The sequence below is a fragment of the Lysinibacillus sp. CNPSo 3705 genome, from assembly GCF_028674935.1.
In the GTDB taxonomy this organism is placed as follows: domain Bacteria; phylum Bacillota; class Bacilli; order Bacillales_A; family Planococcaceae; genus Lysinibacillus.
The window spans coordinates 50,793-66,993 of the sequence record NZ_JAQZSD010000023.1 but is presented as its reverse complement, the minus strand read 5'-3'; the positions used below and the strand labels follow the sequence as shown (position 1 = coordinate 66,993).

Genomic DNA, 16,201 nt, shown 5'->3' with positions numbered 1-16,201 from the left:
TTCTAGTGAATCTTTCTTACAGAATGGCCATACCAAGCATCTAGCGCATCATGAGAAATTGTATCAAATTCATTTTTGTAACCGTGGAAATGTATAGTTTGATTTAAACATGCCACATGACTGATGCGATTCGACACTGTATCAACATCGTGTGTAACAAGAATCATTGTAATTCCCTGTTCCCGATTCAATTTCGCCAGCATATCATAAAATGACTGCACATTCTCATGATCAATGCCGACAGTTGGTTCATCTAATATTAGTAGCCTTGGTTCACTCACTAATGCTCTTGCAATAAAGACACGTTGCTGTTGCCCACCAGATAACTCACCAATATTACGATTGATAAATGCTTCCATTCCAACAGCTTTTAATGCTTCTAACACTTTTTCCTTCGCATCTCGTCCAGGTCTTTTAAATAATCCTAATTTTTTCGATAATCCACTTTTCACTACTTCTTGGACAGTTGCTGGGAAACCCGAATTAAAGGCATTCGATTTTTGTGACACATACCCTATCCATTCACGATGCTTAAAAGTTGAACTTGGTACACCAAATAGTTTTATTTCTCCAGACATTGGTTTAAGTAATCCTAAAATAATTTTTAATAATGTGGATTTCCCTGAACCATTCGGACCAAGAAGTGCTAAAAAATCTCCCTCTTCTACACGAAAAGAGATATTTTTTAATACTTGCGTATAGTCATATTGAAATGACACGTTTTTAATGTCAATTAATGATTTTTTCATGTATGTTCTCTTCTTTCTAATTCAAAATCATTACGATTTACAAGTTGTAAGTATAAATGAAAGTACAGTTTTTGTAAAGAAAATAAAATCATCACCATAACGTGTGGTTGATTTCCGTTCCGACTGGATTTAAACCGCGCTATTTTGTAACAGGCATTGATTCTAACACTTTTAATGTGAAGGGTTTTCATAACTGTCACGACTCACAAGAGTGATTTTGTTCAAGAAACTAAACAACTTTAAAAGGAGGATTAGCTTTGAGTATTCAATTTTTACAGCAATTAACACAAAGTAGTGATAAGGAAGTTGTTGCGATTGCACGTGCTGAAGGATTTGAAATTACTACTTCTGAAGTAAGAAAACTCCGTCCTTATTTGGAGCAATTCTCATTTACGTGGCTCTTTTTAGGTATTCCAAAAGATATTCTTGTAGAGGTAGAAGCTGTTTTAGGTAGAAAGCGTTCCAGACAACTAATTGCATTGTTTACGAAATAATCAATTCTGCCTTGGCGTAATTGTAGCGGACGTATTGCTTTCACAACAGTAGGCATTGCCTCTGTCACTTCGCTTTCGCGCAGTAGGCATTGCCTCTGTCGCACAGCTAAATTGCCACAGGACGTGGCGATTTTAGACAGCGTTCCTCTATTTCAGTATGTGTTTAGACTCCCATTGAATAAAGGATTATATCAACATTCATCTCATCACCATGGAGAAAAAAACCCGAAAATCAGCAAATACGCTGATTTCGGGCTTTTTATTCTATCCTCTTAGAGCATCGATTAATGCTGGATTAAACTCTCCATTACGAAGCATTTCAATTTCATGCTTATAAGGAGCCGATTTTGATTTGGCATCACTATTTAAAGCAACAAATGGGGTTTCTAGGATTTTAGGAATCTCCATTAATTGTGGATGATGCACAATATTTTTTAATGCGTCAAAGCCAATATGACCGAAGCCAATATTTTCGTGACGGTCTTTTCCTGCACCACGGACATTTTTTGAATCATTGATATGCAGGACTTTGATACGATCAACACCTATTAGTTTATCAAACTCATTTAAGACACCATCAAAATCTTCTACAATGTTATATCCAGCGTCATGAGTATGGCATGTATCAAAGCAAACTGAAAGACGTTCATTATGTGTTACGCCATCTATAATTTTTGCAAGTTCTTCAAAGGAACGGCCACATTCAGTTCCCTTCCCCGCCATTGTCTCCAATGCGATTTGTACAGGGTAATCCTGTAACAGTACTTCATTTAAACCTTCAATAATCTTAGCAATCCCTGCGTCAGCTCCAGCACCTACATGGGCACCCGGATGCAAAACAATTTGTGTTGCTTCCAACGCGGCTGTACGTTCGATTTCAGACTGTAAAAAATCTACACCTAAACGGAAAGTTTCAGGTTTTTCTGTGTTCGCAATATTAATAATGTATGGAGCATGGACAACAATATTCGTCATACCATGCTCTTTCATGTGTAATAAACCATTCATAATATTAAGGTCAGCAATTGCCTTACGACGAGTGTTTTGTGGTGCCCCTGTATAAATCATAAAGGTATTTGCCCCATATGAAAGGGCCTCCTTACTTGATCCGAGTAGCATTTCTTTTCCACTCATTGAAACATGTGATCCAAGTAGCATTTGAAAGCCTCCTTATTTTTTACCGCGAGCTTTTAAGCGACGTTCACGCTTTTTAATTTTCTCCATTTCCCATTTCATATTACGTTTATAGCCTGGTTTTACTTTTTTCGGCTTACGCACTAATGATTTCGCCTTCGCATCGATTTCATTTTCATGCTTCACACGATTTTTACGTGCATGGCGATCTTTCAATTCAGTCCATTCGCCATCTTTTACATCTTTTTGAACAAATGGAATACCCATTTTCTCGACACGTACTACTGCATCCTCATCTGATGGCTCAAACAATGTGATAGCAGTTCCTTTATTCCCTGCACGGGCTGTTCGTCCCACACGGTGAATAAAGAATTCTAAGTCCTCTGGGATTTCGTAGTTAATGACATGTGAAATTCCTTGAATGTCGATACCACGTGCTGCAAGATCAGTTGCAACGATATATTGATAGTCCAATTCTCGAATTTGCTTCATCATCTTCTTACGATCACGTGGGCTTAAGTCACCATGAATTTGACCACAGCGAATCCCATTTTCATTTAAGTAGCCAGCAACGTGCTCTGCTGTTTTACGTGTGTTGGTGAAAATTACCGCTAAAAACGGATTGATTCCTTCTATGACTTCCAACAAACGTTTGTTACGTGATTTAGAACGCACTGGTACAAGCACAAAGTCAATTCCTTCTGCGACAGGGCGTTTATCATTCATTTGGATATGAACTGGTGCTTCCATATATTTTTTTAAGAAAGGCTGAAGCTTTTCTGGAATTGTTGCTGAGAACACAAACATTTCAAGCTTTTCTGGCATTTGAGAAGCAAAACCATCGATATCTTCTACAAAGCCCATATCGAAGGCTAAATCTGCCTCGTCAACAACTAAAATTGGCGCCGTATGCACAAATAACGCTTGCGCTGCAACGAGATCACGAATACGTCCTGGCGTCCCGACAACAATTTGTGGTTGTGTTTTTAACTTATCAATGGAGCGTTGTTTGTCCGTACCTCCAATAAATAGTTTCGCTTGAATAGTTGTTCCTTCTATTAATTGATTTAACGCATCAAAAATCTGCTGCGCAAGCTCACGTGTAGGTGAAGTAATAACAGCTTGTACTTCCTGCTTGTCAGCATTAATTCGTTGTACAATCGGAATTAAAAAACTATGTGTTTTTCCCGTCCCTGTATGTGCTTGTCCGATTGCACTTTTTCCTTTTAATAGTAGCGGAATAATTTCCTTTTGAATCGGCGTTGGTTCTGTAAAGCCAAGTCTTGCAATTGCGTCCTGCAAAAATGGCTGAAAATTATAATCAGTATATTTTGACATAATTCGTTCCTCCTAACATCTTTCCCATTGTATCATGATTCAACTTTCAGGTATATTAACGTCCCATTATCTAAGCATGAACATAATTTTATATTTTTATCATAGCTGTAGCGAAGCCCTTATCAAAGTTACTCGAAATGCAGTAAATATGCAATAAAAAAAGCGCTAAGACCTGTGACAAACGCTACAATTGTGGTAATTTTATCGTAAAACCTCGACATTCCCATTTCGCGAAACTTCTATAGTTTGCTTCCATTATAATTTAATCACGTTTATTAATATGTTTAACATAGCTTTAATACTATTTTGCTGCTGTTAGTTACCCGTACTTATGACGTTGGAATTGAAATCAAGCCCGTGAGAGTACCCAATCGAAGTGACTCAACCTATAATTTTATATTCAAAGCACTATAACGCTGTTGGAAACAGCCAAAAATTAGTATTTTTTATGTCAATTTATTGTTAACCAATGCCTTGAGGAATTACCATATGTTACGATAAAAATGTAAGATACTAGAGGAGGTTGACTTATTATGAAAGCAGCAAGATGGTATAAAGCAAAAGACATCCGTGTAGAAAACATTGAAGAACCAGTAATTTCACCTGGAAAAGTAAAAATTAAAGTACATTGGACAGGGATTTGTGGCAGTGATTTACATGAGTACGCAGCCGGTCCGATATTCATACCAGTGGAACAACCTCACTATGTAAGTAAAGATATTGCGCCAATTGTTATGGGACATGAGTTCTCTGGTGAAGTAGTAGAAATTGGAGAACATGTGACAAAAGTTCAAGTTGGAGATCCTGTAGTTGTAGAACCTATTCTTGCATGTGGCGAATGTGCAGCTTGCCAAAAAGGGAAATACAATATTTGTAAACACTTAGGGTTCCACGGTCTTTCTGGCGGTGGTGGTGGTTTCTCTGAATATACAATGGTAGATGAAAAAATGGTACACAAAATGCCTGAGGGTCTTTCCTATGAACAAGGTGCACTTGTTGAACCAGCGGCAGTAGCCTTACATGCAGTTCGCCAAAGTAAACTAAAAGCTGGCGATACAGCAGCTGTCTTTGGTACTGGGCCAATCGGTCTTCTTGTAATCGAAGCATTACGTGCAGCTGGAGCAGCCGAAATTTATGCGGTGGAGCTTTCTGCAGAGCGTGCTGCTAAAGCATTAGAGCTTGGCGCTACGGCAGTTATTAATCCTAAAGATGAGGATGCAGTAGCTCGTCTCCATGAATTAACAAATGGTGGCGTAGATGTTGCATTTGAAGTAACAGGTGTTCCTATAGTATTACAGCAAGCTATTGATTCTACAACATTTGAAGGAGAAACAATTATCGTGTCAATTTGGGAAACTGCAGCTTCTATTCTGCCAAACAATATCGTACTGACAGAGCGTTCTGTAAAAGGTATCATTGCATATCGCGATATTTTCCCAGCCGTGATGGAATTAATGAAACAAGGTTACTTCCCTGCTGAAAAGCTTGTTACGAAACGAATTGCTCTTGATGAAGTCGTAACAGAAGGCTTCGAGGCACTAATGAAAGAAAAAAACCATATTAAAATCCTTGTCAATTCACAAGCTTAATATATAGAAAGACAGGTAGAGAAAACGAAGAAACTTTTCTCTACCTGTTTTTATAATTTTGTTAACCCTCTTTTTTCTCCATTTTTTTCATAATAGCTAGATTGGCCATTAGGTAGTTCACCTTATTTTCTCCAAAAGTCCCAAGCGTACGTTTTTCTATATTTTTTTCTATAATTTCTTCAATGTCATCCTTCGCAAGCCCACTTGCTTGGGCAATTCGATCGACTTGTATTTCTGCAGCCTTCACACTAATATGCGGATCCAAACCTGAGCCTGAAGCGGTCATTAAATCAGCAGGTATGTCTTGTCGTTTTACCGATGGGTTTGCTAGTAAAAACTTCTCGATATCTACTTCTATCCGTTTCTTTAACGCTGGGTTGGATGGTGCATAGTTAAATGTTCCAGAGCTAACACCACTATATTTCACCTGGCCATTTTCATCTGGTATCGTATCCTCTTTCGTATAGACATTGTAGTTAACAGATGAGACACGCCCCCAGAAATATTGCGGTGCAGTAAAAGCTTGACCAATTAATGCTGAACCAACGGCTTCACCATCCGCTTCTATTAAGCTACCATTTGCTTTATGATGATATAACCCTTGAGCTAATGCAGTTACTGCAAATGGGTATATAAAACCACATAAAACGAACATTGTCATTGAGATTAAAAATGCTTGCTTGGAATTCTCAAAAAATTTCCGCATGTCCTTCCTCCTATAAATCAAACATCTGGAATAGTGGTCCCACTAGTAAATCAATCAATTTAATGCCAATAAAGGGAGCAATAATTCCACCTACGCCATAAATAAGTAAGTTTTTATTTAATAACTTTGTAGCACTCATCGGCTCATACTTTACACCCTTCATCGCAATAGGTATTAATAGTGGTATAATCACTGCGTTAAAAATTAAAGCAGAAATAATTGCACTAGATGGTGAATTGAGATTCATAATGTTTAATGTCCCCATCTCTGGCACCGCGACCATAAGCATAGCTGGAATAATAGCAAAATACTTTGCAATATCATTTGCAATACTGAAAGTCGTTAATGCCCCCCGCGTCATGAGCAACTGTTTCCCTATTTCTACAACTTCAATAATTTTAGTTGGATTTGAATCTAAATCGACCATGTTCGCAGCTTCCTTTGCAGCGTTCGTTCCCGAATTCATAGCAAGACCTACGTTAGCTTGTGCTAATGCCGGGGCATCGTTCGTCCCGTCACCAGTCATCGCCACTACTTTCCCTTGTGCCTGCTCATTTTTAATAACTTGAATTTTATCTTCTGGCTTACTTTCTGCTATAAAGCTGTCCACCCCCGCTTCCTTTGCGATAGCCGCTGCGGTTAAAGGATTATCTCCTGTACACATGATCGTTTTAATCCCCATCGTTCGAAGCTTTTCAAAGCGTTCCTTGAGTCCGGCCTTTACGACATCCTTTAAGTAAATGACACCTAAAATTTTATCGTTTAACGCAACTACGAGTGGTGTCCCACCAACAGAAGATACTTGTTGAATCAGCTGTTCCAAGTTTGGAGGAATGCTATGACCTGCTTTTAGGCTCTCATTTTTTATCGTATCATAGGCTCCTTTTCGAATTTTTGTGCCATCCTTCCTATCCAACCCACTCATACGAGTTTGTGCGGTAAAGGGAATATGTTCACTTGTCTTAATAATGTCTTCTTCACCGTCTATATTCACTCCTAATTCACAAGCAAGTGACAAAATAGACTTTCCTTCAGGTGTATCATCTGTTAAAGAACTAAGCCATGCAGCTTGCATTAAATCTTTACTTTCCACCCCTATTACTGGGAGAAACTCTGCTGCCATGCGATTTCCATAAGTGATAGTTCCGGTTTTATCCAAAATTAATGTATCAACATCTCCACACGCCTCTACGGCTCTTCCAGACATTGCAATCACATTAAACTGAGTAACTCTATCCATTCCTGCAATACCGATTGCCGACAATAATCCACCAATGGTTGTAGGAATTAAACAAACTGTAAGGGCAATTAATGTTGCAATGGAAATCGGTACATGTAAATAAGTTGTCATTGGATAGAGCGTCACAACAACTAATAAGAAAATAATCGTTAAACTTACTAAAAGTGTATTGAGTGCTATTTCATTTGGTGTTTTTTTACGACTGGCTCCTTCGATGAGTGTGATCATTTTATCTAAAAATGATTCACCAGGCATCGAAGTAATTTCGATGATCAACCAATCACTTGTAACCGTCGTACCACCTGTAACTGATGAAAAATCTCCCCCCCGCTCCTTTACAACAGGCGCAGATTCACCTGTTATCGCCGATTCATCTACTGTCGCAATGCCTTCCATAACTTCTCCATCATTTGGGATAACCTCACCTGCCTGAACTAAAACAATATCGCCCTTTTTTAGTTCATGCGCCTGTTTAAGTATTTCAGAGCCATCACTAAGTAAAACACGAGCCTGTGTAACTGTTTTTGTGTTTTTTAACGTTTGAACTTGTGCCTTTCCTCGCCCTTCAGCAATCGACTCGGCAAAGTTTGCAAATAGAATAGTTACAAAAAGAATGCTAGCGACGATCGCATTATACAATCGAGCATGTTCTACTACTTCGCTACCAAACATATTCGGAAAGAGGGTTAATAGCAGCACAAACATAAACCCTACTTCTACTACAAACATAACAGGATTTTTCAGCATATATAATGGACTAAATTTTTTTAAAGCGTCTATAATCGAGCTTTTTAGCATATTGCCCGTAAGCAAACCTTTTCTAGCTGTTTCCATAGGTGTCTCTCCTTATTAAAAATCAATTTCGCCTTGGCGTAATTGCCGCTGACGCACATAAATTTCCACAGGACGTGGCGTTCCTAGACTGAGTTCCTCTATTTTAATTTACAAGGAACCACATCCGCATTCATCTCACCACTTTCAGAGGTGGAAGTCTTAAGCTGAATGAAGATAAAGTTGTAAGTGCTCCGTAATTGGCCCAAGTGCTAATGCCGGTAAAAATGTAAGAGCACCAATCATTAAAACGATAGCAACAAGTAAAAATGTAAAAATAGTATTATCTGTTCTCAATGTTCCTATCGAGTCACTATGAAACATTTTTTTCGCTAGTAAGGACGCTATAGCTAGTTGAATAATGATCGTCAAATAACGTCCGAAGAACATGGCAAGCCCTGTCGTCACATTCCAAAATGTTGAGTTGTCAGCTAATCCTTCAAAACCTGAGCCATTATTTGCTGAGGCAGATGCAAATTCATAAAGAACTTGAGATAACCCATGTGCACCAGGATTCGTAATGGCTGCTACTCCTGACGGTGTTAGTACTGCAAGCGCTGAAAATAGCAAAATAATAGCAGGATGGATGAGAATGCAAAGTGCAATTAGCTTCATTTCCTTCTCTTCAATTTTCTTACCTAAAAACCGAGGTGTTCGACCAATCATCAAACAGGCGATAAAAATTGTTAATAACACATACATCATCATGTTCATCAGGCCGACTCCCTTGCCTCCAAACACAACATTTAGCATCATATTAAACATCGGTACAAGTCCACCAAGCGGCGTTAATGTATCATGCATATTGTTGACAGACCCCGTTGTAAAAGCAGTGGTCACTGTCGTAAATAACGCAGATTGTGCCACCCCAAAGCGCATCTCTTTTCCTTCCATACTTCCGAGGTCCTGTGTAATTCCGAGCTCATGAATGATTGGATTACCCGCTCTCTCTGCAACATACACCGTCACCAATCCAACTAGGAACAGCGCACTCATTGCCACAAAAATGGCGAGCCCTTGCTTCCCAAAGATCGTTTTCCTTTTTCCATATGCAACCATTAAACTAAAGGCAACTACACAAGCACCTGGTAATAGCATCATAGATAGCATCTCCACTATATTAGAAATGACCGTTGGATTTTCAAATGGTGTTGTTGAATTCGCCCCATTGAAGCCACCACCGTTTGTTCCTATATGCTTGATAGATTCAAGAGAAGCTACAGGTCCAAGTGCAATATCTTGTAATTTACCTTCTATTGTTTGAACAGTTTTATTCCCATTCAAGGTTTGTGGTGTACCTTGAGAGACTAAAATAATGGCCACAACAATAGCTATAGGCATTAACACACGTGTGATAATACGCACAAAATCGACAAAGAAATTACCAATCGTGTCAGTTTTAGCAACAAGACGACGGCAGAACGCCATACAAGCTGCATAACCAGTAGCTGCAGATGTAAACATCATAAAAATAATGATTAGCAATTGTGATAAATAACTTAATCCTGATTCGCCACTATAGTGCTGAAGATTGGTATTCGTCATAAATGAAATTATGGTATTAAATGAAAGTGTTGCTTCCATATTGTCAATATCATTTGGGTTTAAAAACAACATAGCTTGAATTCGTAAAAGAAAGTATCCAATAAACACCATAAAGGCGTTCGACAAAATTAATGAAAGTACATACTGTTTACCAGTCATATCAACTTGCTTAATGCCACATATTTTATAAATAAATCCATCGAATTTGTTCATTATTGGATCAAGCCATGTTTTTTGTTGCATCGTCACCCGAAATAAATAATGACCGGTTAAAATAACGATTGGTAAAGAAATAATTAATACGATGGCGATTTGCCACATACCGCAATACCTCCTACAAGCCTATTAATAATTTTCAGGATAAAGTAATGCATGCCCTAGAAAACCGAAAAGGAACACAAGTACAATCCCCATAACAATCCACATTTTTTATTCCTCCTTACTTTTCATCGACTAACTTGAAGCACCAAGCTGTTAATGCATATAGACTCGCAAAGCTTACGATCAGTAAGCCAATCATATAAAAGTCCATCAATCGAACCCCCTCCTTTATTTGGATGCTCTCATCATACTGACTTTCAAATTAATGTAGTGTTAGGAAATCTCTTTTTCTATTAAGAAACTATAAAGAGGGAAAATCTTAATACTTTCTTAATGGAAGATAACGCTATAATACAAATGAGGTGAAAGAGGATGGAAAATACACGTCCAACTCCAGAGACGTTTTTAGCGAGACTTCAACAGGAAGAACAATTTGTAGGGAAGTTAAAGATCTTTCTTGGTTATGCTGCTGGAGTAGGGAAAACTTATGCAATGCTAGATGCAGCACATCAAGCAAAAAAACTTGGTAAAGATGTGGTAGTTGGCTATGTAGAACCACATCCTCGTCCAGATACGTTAGCTTTACTCGAGGGACTTGAGCAAATTCCTACGAAAAAAATAATTTATAAAGGGAAACCTTTTCAGGAATTAGATATTGATGAAGTACTAAAGCGCAAACCGGAAATTGTCATTATTGATGAATTGGCACATAGCAATGTTCTAACGATGCGTCATAAGAAACGTTTTGGAGATGTAGAGGAATTACTTGCAAAGGGCATCCATGTCTATACAACCGTAAATATTCAACATATTGAAAGCCTACATGATTTAGTAGAAGAAATAACCGGAATAAAGGTTCAAGAGCGTATTCCCGATTATTTAATTGATCAAGCTGCACAAATAAAAATTGTCGATATTGAACCAGATGAGTTAATTCAACGCCTACAAGAAGGTAAAATTTATGTAAAACAACAAGCTGAAAAAGCGTTGCAATCTTTTTTTCGCAAACAAAATTTAGTAGCACTTCGAGAAATTGCATTACGGAGAGCTGCAGATACGATTAACTATAAGCAAGTAAACAGCGACGAATCTATAAAGCATCCTGTACAAATCGAAGAGCATTTACTTGTGGGTATTAGTAGTTCTCCTACGAATGCCAAAGTTATTCGAACTACTGCACGATTAGCACAGGCATTACATGGGAAATTTACAGCTCTTTACGTTCAAAACGTACAGGAGCACGACAGGAGTAACGCAAATTCTGAACGACTTCAGCAGCATATAAAGCTTGTTGAACAGCTTGGTGGCCATGTCGTAATTGTTCAGGAAGATGATGTAGCTGTCGCCCTTGCTAACTATGCACAAATTAGTGGTGTTACAAAATTAGTCATCGGTAGAACTAGCATGAGAAAAAAATGGTGGCGACCAAACACCAAAATTAGCGATCGACTCAACGAATTTGTGCCGAATTTAGCCATACATATAGTCCCTGATCAGGAAAACGAACAATTCTACTTCCCTACTGTAAAAAATAAGCTGTCATTTGAATGGCATGACTTATTAAAAATGGCTGTAATATTTGGCATAGTATCAGTTGTTGGGCTATATTTTTACACAATTGGTGTTAGCGACTCGAACATTATCACTATCTACATTTTAGGTGTTTTAATTCTTGCCATTTGGTCATCAGGATGGATGATGAGCATTATTAGCTCCATCATAGCAGTACTACTTTTTAATTATTTTTTTACAGAACCACGATTTTCATTTAACGCCTATCATCGTGACTATCCGATGACCTTTGTGATCATGTTCCTTTCAGGAGTGATTACGAGTAGCTTAACGAAAAAAATAAAGGAGCAAACCATTGTCGCTGTTCGTAAATCTTATCGAATGGAGGTGCTCCTTGATACAAATCGTAGACTTCAACATGCTAAGTCAATAGAAGAAATTATTATTGAAGGCATGTCACAAATCGTTAAATTAGTAGAAAAACCAGTACAATTTTTTGAAATAGAAAATAACTTAATTGTGAACTCTATTTTTTTCCGTACCGAGAGCATATCTAGTATTGAAAATAAGAAGATAGCATCCCTCTTTGACAATCCGAATGAGCACGGTGTAGTAAGCTGGGTTATTAATAATAAACATGTCGCAGGCGTCTCCACTGACATATTTCCTGAAGTGAATGCCTACTATTTACCGGTTATTTCAAACGGGAGTGTTAAAGGCGTTATCGGTATTGCACTGTCAAAGCAATCACCATTACCTGCATTTGAGCGTAATATTTTGCATGCCATTATGAATGATTTTTCATTCGCACTTGATAAATGGTATTTACAAAAACTCAATGCAGAAGTAGCTAGAGAAGCTGAAATGGAGCAAATGCGAGCAAACCTTTTGCGCGCAGTTTCTCATGATTTAAGAACACCGTTAACTGCTATTTCCGGTAATGCAGATATATTACTATCAAGTGCATCTCAAATTCGAGAGGATGAAAAAAGCAAAATATATGAGGATATTTATAAAAATTCGAAATGGCTTGTACAAATGGTTGAAAACTTACTTGCTGTGTCTAAGTTAGAAGATGGACAATTTGCAATGGAGATGCAATTGGAACTTGTAGAAGATATTATTCAAGAGGCATTAACGCATGTCGTTCGTCTAAACAATACACATGAAATATCCTATCAAATTGAACCAGAATTTTTATTTGCAGTAATGGATGCACGACTGATTATTCAAGTTCTAATTAATATTATTGATAATGCATTGACCTATACACCTTCAGGCAGTGTTATTACTATAAAGGTCAAAGAATCTGAACGTTTCGTACACTTTAGCATTGCAGATAATGGCTCTGGCATTGACGATTCTATAAAAAACAACCTTTTTGAGCCATTTACTACCGGAAAAGTACAGCGGAGCGATAGTCGAAGAGGCTTAGGTTTAGGCCTAGCGCTATGTCAAACTATATTAAAATTACACGGAAGTGAAATAACAGTTTCGGATAATAAACCAAAAGGAACAATTTTTAATTTTTCACTGAAAAAATGCCCTTTACCAAAGGTTAGCGATAATATTTATTAAGCGTTTGGATAAGTTGATTGGAGTAGAACATAGTGCCACAGAGGCTATCCTAAGCGAATGCCCCAAAAAGCACGAGTCGGCATAGAAATCAACGACACGTTTATGGTGATGAACTAAAAAGGAGTAATGAATTTCGATGAATAAACGAATTCTAGTAGTAGAAGATGATATAGCCATTGGCAATTTAATTAAAATGACATTAACTACTCAGCAATATGAATTTGACATTGCTAGAGATGGTAATAGTGCTTTACAAAAGGCTCTTGCCATGAATCCAGACGTTATTATTTTGGATTTAGGACTACCAGACATAGACGGTGTAGAGCTTATTACGAAAATAAGAAGCTGGACTCAAACACCTATTATCGTAGTTAGTGCACGCGGCGAAGAGCACGATAAAATCAATGCTTTAGATGCCGGTGCAGACGATTATGTTACAAAGCCTTTCAGTGTTGAAGAGCTATTAGCCCGAATTCGAGTAGCTTTGAGAAGAATGTCATTTGAGCATCAGCTAGAAAATGAACCCTCTATCTTTGTAAATGGCCATTTACAAATAAACTACGCGGCAAATACAGTGTTTGTACATGACAAAGAAGTACATTTGACGCCTATTGAATATAAGCTATTGGTTATTTTATCAAAGCATGTCGGCAAAGTTTTAACGCATAATTTTATTTTAAAGGAAGTTTGGCATAACGCACTTCAATCGGATGTTCCAAGTTTAAGAGTTTTTATGGCTACTCTTCGAAAGAAAATAGAAGATAATCCAGCTAACCCAAAGTTCATCCAGACACATGTCCGCGTTGGGTACAGAATGCTTCGTTGTCACGATGAAACATAAGGTATAACTATTCCAATATTACTTTAGACGGCAAACTTATTATTGATTGACTGGATAAAAAATGATACTATTTATTTGATAATGATTATCACTGAAAAGAAAGTAGGTAGATCTTATGAACCTTCACGCTGTTCAATTGGGTGAAAAAGTTAAAGTGAAAGATCTACAGCAAATTGACACTCTTTTATGTAAACGTTTAAACGCTTTTGGTATTAAAGAAGGCTGTCAGGTTTGTATGATCCAAAAAGGATGGTTTTCTGGAGCTTGTATACTAGAATGTCAAGGACAGAAAATCGGGCTTAGAAAAAAAGATTTAATGGATATAAAGGTCGAACAAATATGAGTAGATTAGCTTTAATAGGAAACCCGAATATCGGTAAAACATCATTGTTCAATACGTTGACAAATTCATATGAATATGTTGGCAATTGGAGTGGTGTAACCGTTGAAAAAAAAGTAGGACAAGTAAAAAAACTACAAAAAGAAATAATTGATTTACCTGGTGTCTATACGCTTAACCCTATTTCAAAAGATGAAAGTGTTGTTACTTCCTTTTTACTGGAAGATCAGGTAGATGGAATTTTAAATATTATCGATGCCTCAAATTTCGAACGAAATATGCAATTAACAGTAGATATACTTGAACTTAGAAAGCCTGTTTTCATCTGTTTAAATATGATAGACGTAGCGAAAAAGAAAGGCATCTCAATTGATGTCGAGAAATTACAAAGTTCTTTAGGAGTACCTGTTGTTCCAATAAGTGCTCGTACGGGTAAAGGTGTCGAAGGTATTTATGCTGCTATTCAAGCCTCAGATCGTACTCAACAACGTTTTACATTAGCCTATGATGACGTAATTGAAAAAGGCATCTCAAAAATTGAAGCATTGTTACAGCATGTTCCTGAAGAACAAAGAAGATGGTGTACGATTCAATTTTTAATGGGAAATGACGCTGTTGACGCTTATTTGCATGACAAGAAATACTTTGAAAAGCTAGCTACTATTCGAGATACTTTAGAGAAGCAAATAGGAGAACCATTAAATAAAGCGATTGCTAAAAAACGTGATTTATATATTTCTACCATCAATAGTGAAGTAATTATACAAGAGAAAAGTGAAACTCAATGGTCAGAGAAAGTTGATAAAATTCTAACACATCCAATTTTAGGTGTTCCGATTTTCCTAGCACTTATGTTTTTAATGTTTCAAGCAACGTTTGCATGGATTGGTACCCCTCTTTCGGATTTCCTGGATGGCTTTGTAAGTGGTCCTCTTTCAGATGCTGTTACTCATGGCTTAGAAGCTATTGGTGCAGCTCCTTTTATTGTTCATTTAATATGTGATGGTATCATTGCAGGTGTTGGCGGTGTTTTAGTTTTCATTCCGCAAATCTTTGTCCTATTTTTCTTTATTTCACTATTAGAAGATTCAGGGTATATGGCGAGAATTGCTGTTGTAATGGATCGCCTTATGGAATTTTTCGGTCTAAACGGCAAAGCCTTTATTCCGATGATTGTAAGCTTTGGATGCAATGTTCCAGGTGTCATGGCAGCGAGAACAATTGAACAGCCGAGAGAACGACTATTAACAATTCTTGTTGCGCCGTTTATGAGCTGCTCAGCAAGGCTACCTGTATATGCTTTGTTCGGTGCTGCATTCTTTTCTGCACATCAATCATTAGTAGTATTCTCACTATATGTTATGGGTATTGTCATAGCGCTTATTGTAACAAAAATATTATCAATGACAATTTTAAAAAATGAAACTTCCGTATTTTTCGTTGAGTTACCAGCCTACCATGTACCACAACTTAAAACACTTTGGCGTTCCACTTGGGAAAAAGGGAAAGGATTTTTCCGCAAAGCTGGTACTATTATCTTTGCAGGCTCCGTTATAATTTGGCTTCTTTCTTATCTTGGACCACATGGTGCTAATGTCAATATGGATGACAGCTTTTTAGCCATTATTGGGGGCGCTTTTGGTGTGCTGTTTATCCCTCTTGGCTTTGGAACATGGCAAGCCGGTGCATCCCTTATTGCTGGGTTCCTGGCAAAAGAAGTAATTGTTTCGACAATGGCGATTATTTATGGTGTAAGTGAAGGTGTATTATCATCTACAATGACAACTCATTTTACTGCTTTAAGTGCTTATACATTCTTGGCCTTTGTATTACTTTATATGCCTTGTTTAGCAACAGTAGGCGCAATAAAAAGGGAAACACAGTCTGTGAAATGGACTTTATTTGCAACCATCTATCCATTTGTTGTAGCTTATCTCATTGCACTTATGATTTATGGTATTGGGAATTTATTGATGTGAGGTG

The 16,201-nt window shown here is 37.5% G+C and carries 12 protein-coding genes; 6 read left to right on the top strand and 6 right to left on the bottom strand.

From position 1 onward, the window contains the following. Positions 1–2 precede the first annotated feature (2 nt). Entirely contained in the window at positions 3–749 is a 747-nt protein-coding gene (locus PVA17_RS11935) for a metal ABC transporter ATP-binding protein (RefSeq protein WP_248716524.1), read from the bottom strand. Between the two features lie 257 nt (positions 750–1,006). Here PVA17_RS11935 and PVA17_RS11930 point away from each other — a divergent pair, with 257 nt between their 5' ends. After that, positions 1,007–1,243, top strand: a complete 237-nt coding sequence (locus PVA17_RS11930) for a Nif11 family protein (protein ID WP_053484617.1) — start codon at positions 1,007–1,009, stop codon at positions 1,241–1,243. Positions 1,244–1,507: 264 nt separating this feature from the next. Here PVA17_RS11930 and PVA17_RS11925 read toward each other — a convergent pair whose 3' ends face one another. After that, positions 1,508–2,401 carry a deoxyribonuclease IV gene (locus PVA17_RS11925; protein WP_274067804.1) on the bottom strand — a complete coding sequence of 298 codons (894 nt, stop codon included), beginning with the start codon at positions 2,399–2,401 and terminating at the stop codon, positions 1,508–1,510. A gap of 12 nt (positions 2,402–2,413) precedes the next feature. Then, on the bottom strand, positions 2,414–3,715 hold the full coding sequence (locus PVA17_RS11920) for a DEAD/DEAH box helicase (protein ID WP_132356787.1): 1,302 nt from the start codon (positions 3,713–3,715) through the stop codon (positions 2,414–2,416). Between the two features lie 533 nt (positions 3,716–4,248). On the opposite strand from PVA17_RS11920, the gene PVA17_RS11915 reads away from it, so the two are divergent. Then, positions 4,249–5,304, top strand: a complete 1,056-nt coding sequence (locus PVA17_RS11915) for a 2,3-butanediol dehydrogenase (RefSeq protein ID WP_274067803.1) — start codon at positions 4,249–4,251, stop codon at positions 5,302–5,304. 61 nt (positions 5,305–5,365) lie between these two features. Here the strand turns inward: PVA17_RS11915 and kdpC are convergent, their stop codons facing one another. The 3 genes from kdpC to kdpA all read right to left on the bottom strand — a co-directional run bounded on the left by kdpC (position 5,366) and on the right by kdpA (position 9,947). Further along, on the bottom strand, positions 5,366–6,010 hold the full coding sequence (gene kdpC / locus PVA17_RS11910) for a potassium-transporting ATPase subunit KdpC (protein ID WP_274067802.1): 645 nt from the start codon (positions 6,008–6,010) through the stop codon (positions 5,366–5,368). A 10-nt stretch (positions 6,011–6,020) separates the two neighbouring features. Continuing rightward, positions 6,021–8,084, bottom strand: a complete 2,064-nt coding sequence (gene kdpB, locus PVA17_RS11905; RefSeq protein WP_274067801.1) for a potassium-transporting ATPase subunit KdpB — start codon at positions 8,082–8,084, stop codon at positions 6,021–6,023. Positions 8,085–8,243: 159 nt separating this feature from the next. After that, positions 8,244–9,947 carry a potassium-transporting ATPase subunit KdpA gene (gene kdpA / locus PVA17_RS11900; protein ID WP_274067800.1) on the bottom strand — a complete coding sequence of 568 codons (1,704 nt, stop codon included), beginning with the start codon at positions 9,945–9,947 and terminating at the stop codon, positions 8,244–8,246. Between the two features lie 372 nt (positions 9,948–10,319). On the opposite strand from kdpA, the gene PVA17_RS11895 reads away from it, so the two are divergent. From PVA17_RS11895 to feoB, 4 genes are all read left to right on the top strand, one after another. Continuing rightward, positions 10,320–13,037 carry a sensor histidine kinase gene (locus PVA17_RS11895; RefSeq protein WP_274067799.1) on the top strand — a complete coding sequence of 906 codons (2,718 nt, stop codon included), beginning with the start codon at positions 10,320–10,322 and terminating at the stop codon, positions 13,035–13,037. Between the two features lie 136 nt (positions 13,038–13,173). Then, positions 13,174–13,878, top strand: coding sequence for a response regulator transcription factor (locus PVA17_RS11890; protein WP_274067798.1), 705 nt, complete (start codon positions 13,174–13,176; stop codon positions 13,876–13,878). A 115-nt stretch (positions 13,879–13,993) separates the two neighbouring features. Further along, positions 13,994–14,221, top strand: coding sequence for a FeoA family protein (locus PVA17_RS11885; protein WP_274067797.1), 228 nt, complete (start codon positions 13,994–13,996; stop codon positions 14,219–14,221). After that, positions 14,218–16,197 carry a ferrous iron transport protein B gene (gene feoB / locus PVA17_RS11880; protein WP_274067796.1) on the top strand — a complete coding sequence of 660 codons (1,980 nt, stop codon included), beginning with the start codon at positions 14,218–14,220 and terminating at the stop codon, positions 16,195–16,197. The genes PVA17_RS11885 and feoB overlap by 4 nt, the downstream gene beginning before the upstream one ends. Positions 16,198–16,201 lie beyond the last annotated feature (4 nt).